Source organism: Silanimonas algicola (assembly GCF_054777375.1).
In genome coordinates, this window is the sequence record NZ_BAAHAS010000005.1 from 1 (window position 1) to 3,322 (window position 3,322).

At 61.3% G+C, this 3,322-nt stretch carries 6 protein-coding genes; 2 read left to right on the top strand and 4 right to left on the bottom strand.

The window, feature by feature from the left end:
• A partial coding sequence (locus tag ACYVAK_RS14620; protein WP_461060487.1) for an integrase core domain-containing protein occupies nucleotides 1-98 on the top strand: 98 nt, incomplete at its 5' end.
• Nucleotides 99-299: 201 nt separating this feature from the next.
• Here ACYVAK_RS14620 and ACYVAK_RS14625 read toward each other — a convergent pair.
• The 4 genes from ACYVAK_RS14625 to ACYVAK_RS14640 form a co-directional block, all read right to left on the bottom strand.
• The gene (locus ACYVAK_RS14625) at nucleotides 300-626 is read right to left on the bottom strand and encodes a nucleoside triphosphate pyrophosphohydrolase family protein (RefSeq protein WP_461062308.1); all 327 of its coding nucleotides are present in this window, start codon (nucleotides 624-626) and stop codon (nucleotides 300-302) included.
• Between the two features lie 41 nt (nucleotides 627-667).
• The gene (locus ACYVAK_RS14630; protein WP_461062310.1) at nucleotides 668-979 is read right to left on the bottom strand and encodes a hypothetical protein; all 312 of its coding nucleotides are present in this window, start codon (nucleotides 977-979) and stop codon (nucleotides 668-670) included.
• Nucleotides 980-1,342: 363 nt separating this feature from the next.
• Nucleotides 1,343-1,549, bottom strand: a complete 207-nt coding sequence (locus ACYVAK_RS14635) for a hypothetical protein (RefSeq protein WP_461062312.1) — start codon at nucleotides 1,547-1,549, stop codon at nucleotides 1,343-1,345.
• A 394-nt stretch (nucleotides 1,550-1,943) separates the two neighbouring features.
• Nucleotides 1,944-2,345 carry a hypothetical protein gene (locus ACYVAK_RS14640; protein WP_461062314.1) on the bottom strand — a complete coding sequence of 134 codons (402 nt, stop codon included), beginning with the start codon at nucleotides 2,343-2,345 and terminating at the stop codon, nucleotides 1,944-1,946.
• A gap of 187 nt (nucleotides 2,346-2,532) precedes the next feature.
• Here ACYVAK_RS14640 and ACYVAK_RS14645 point away from each other — a divergent pair, with 187 nt between their 5' ends.
• Entirely contained in the window at nucleotides 2,533-3,225 is a 693-nt protein-coding gene (locus tag ACYVAK_RS14645) for an IS30 family transposase (protein ID WP_461062316.1), read from the top strand.
• The last annotated feature ends 97 nt before the right edge of the window (nucleotides 3,226-3,322 follow it).

A 3,322-nucleotide genomic window follows, 5' to 3' on the forward strand; every position in this document is an offset into this window, starting at 1 on the left:
GCGTTGTCGGCGACTGGATCCAGTTCTACAACCACCGCCGACCGCACCAGGCGCTCGGCATGAAGACCCCCGCCGAGGCGTACGCTTTAGCGGCTTGAGCTGAGCAGAAACCGCTGGGTCGTTACACCTCATCCACGCCGGTGAAGCGGCCAGGAAGCGGTCCGAAAGCAGCGCGATGAACGCGTTCTTCTTCAGCTCGCCGGACGACATGACGTGGGATCTAACGCTGGCGTTGAGCGGCGGCATCAATCGCGAAGCGATTGGACCATCCGCTTGAGCGAGTCGTCAGCGGGCAATCTTCAGCGGTCAATCTGGCCGGCAACATGGCCGGAGATCCCTTCGACGCTCCTCACGAACTCGGCTTCGATATCGATTTCAAGCGTCCTTGCAATGACGAGGATAGACCAGAGGCAATCCGCACGCTCATGCCCGATCTTCGCCTTGTGGTCATCGATGCTTCTTGGTCCAGAAGTCGCCTGCACCAGTTTCGCGAGATCGCCCACATCGCCGACGACGCCAAGCATCAGCTCCTGCGTCGTCCAAGTACGGCCGTACTTCTTGGCCTCAAGAATCTCGTAGAGCTCGTTGAACCTGAGCGCTTTTGCTTCGAGATCGCGGAAACTCATGTGCTGCCCCTGACGCCCGATCTGGCTGCTTGGACGAAAGGTCAGCGGGCATCTTTGTACCTCTCGACACCCACGGAAACCCAGATAAGGACGGCAACGAGAGCCAGCCCCGCCACGAACCCGCCGATAAGGCCAACCACGGGGGTCTCCAGGCCTTGAATGCCGAGAGGAAAGGCGACCAAAGGAACGAGGAGCAACCGATGGCCAACGTATCGGTTGAGAGCGGCCATGTCCCTCACCTTCTCCGGCTCATGAACGATGAAGACGGTGCGGCGTCCCGAGAAGCGGACGGCAAGCCCAATGACGAGCATCAGGCCGGAAAACAGCAAGAGAACGACCGAAATCGCGACCACGGCTGGGGCCCCTTCCCGCTAACGCGTGAGCGAGTGGTTAGGTGCAGAAGAGTCTTCGTTTGGCAGGCAACTCGCCAAGCCGCTTCTCCCCAGTCCGTGGACGGTTTCTAGAACCGATGCAAGCATTACTTCCACTCTCGTCATGAGGCCATCGCCCTTCGCGAACAACGCCATCGCGGTCGGCACTGCTAGTAAGCGACTTATAACGCACTTCATCGCAACCAATGCAAGAAGGACTGGGAGCAAGACAGCCCCCGGGGGCGTTGCACCCCCGGAGCTCCCCGCTAGCCAAAGACTCCTCCACGCCGCCAATTTATGCGAGATGCAACCAACCGCACCTGACGCGCGAACCAAGCGGCCCGATCAATCGCGAGACGCCTCTGAAGGATCCGAACGGCCGAGCAGGGCCGCGAAGCCGTTGCAGAGCAACCCGACGGTGATGAGGACGCCGCCTACGCCAAGGGCGATGTCAGAAACACCCTCGCGAAGGACCGCCGAGAGCAATATGGAAGCAAGCCCGATGAGCAGGAGACGTTTGGCTTGCTGGGCGGTCGGAAGAAATCCCTTCATTGCCTAGACCTTTCCTTCGTGAAGCGCCTAACGCTGCCGCTTCCGCGAGTAGTTAGGCAGCAAGCCATCGCCATGCTGCCCCGAGGAGAACAAGCGCAAATCCAACGGCTCCTGATGCCATCACTGCAACGGGCGGTGGTGGACGCGACGCATGCGCGGCAAGCTCGGCCCGCAATGGGCTGAGCAAATTGAGCGGCCTTACCCAGAGGTGCGGACAAACGAGGGCGAACCCTACAGCGGAGACGAGATCGTACGCTGCGCCGACCACCACAAATCGCCAAGTGAAGAAGAGCGCGAAGACTGCCGCACCCGTTGCCCAGAACCACCTCGACATAGCTGCTCCCTGCACTCTTGCGAGAAACATTCGGATGCTGCCTTACGCTTGAGCGAGATGCTAGGCGGCACTTGCGATGAAAACACTCCACAAGAGCCACCCACTGAGAACCATCGAGCTGGCGCCAATCATAGGCAAGAAGCGAAGCGCCTGGGGAACCGAGGTCTCTGCGAAGCGACGGTGAGTGCGCCAAGGCACAAGGGCCATGACCAACGTAGTGCCGATCAGGAGCCAGCCGAATACGGTGAGACCCATGGGCTGAGCGGAATGGGGCGCCGTGGCGAGCATCGCGCCGCCAACAAGCAACCGCAAAGAAAGCTCCACGTAATGCTTGGACGCAGACGTGGCGAAATCCAAGAGGAAGCGCTTGGCAACACTTGGCCGAAAAAGTGCAAGCAATCCGAGCACCAGAAAGAAAAGTGCAGCTGCGACGAGAGCTGCTTTTGCGACCACTACCAGCATGCGAATCCCTGCCTGTGGCGCCTAACGCTGGAGCCAAGCGGCAGCATCAATCGCGAAGCGATTGATTGGTCCGCTTGAGCGAATTGTTAGGCCGCGCGGATTCACATACTAAGTGCAACACCCAGAGCCCGAACGGGGTGAGCGGTGATACTGACCGCGACCTCATCCGGCAAGAGGGGTTGCAACCATGACGTATCACCAGCTCACCCAAGACGAACGATACCTGATCGCCCGCGGCGTGGCCGCAGGCCATAGCCAGCGCGAGCTCGCCCGGCTACTCGGCCGTGCCGCCAGCACCATCTCCCGAGAGATCCGCCGCAACGCCACCACCCACGACAACCGCTACCGGGCCGAGAAGGCCCACAGCTATGCCGTGGCGCGGCGGCGACGATGCCGACGAGGACCACGCTTTGCCGAAGCCATCCACCGCCTGGTCGAAGCGGCACTGAAACGGCGCTGGAGCCCCGACCAGATCGTCGGGTTCTACCGGGCGCAGGGCGTAACCATGCCCAGCATCGAGACCATCTACCGGCGATTGCGCGAGGACAAGCGCCGCCGAGGCCCGCTCCATCGCTTCACACGCATCCTCGCCAAGATGGGTCGCAAGCGATATCGCTCCCGACCCGCGCGGGGCGTGCTTCTCGGCAAACCCCACATCACCGAACGGCCTGCCGAAGCCGAAGCCCGTGAAGCCATCGGGCACTGGGAGGGCGACACCGTCATGGGCCACACCACCAAGCACTGCCTCCTCACCCTGGTCGAACGCAGCACTGGATACGCCGTGATCAAGGCCTTGCCCGCTCGAACCATGACCGACACCCGTAGAGCGGTACAGCGAGCCGTGACCAGCCGTAACCTCCCCCTGATCCCGGACACCTGAGACGTAGAGCTTTCTGGCATGTTTCCCCGCCAGGAGGTTCCATGAAGAAGTCGAAGTTCAGCGAGACGCAGATCGTCTCGATCCTCAAGCAAGGCGA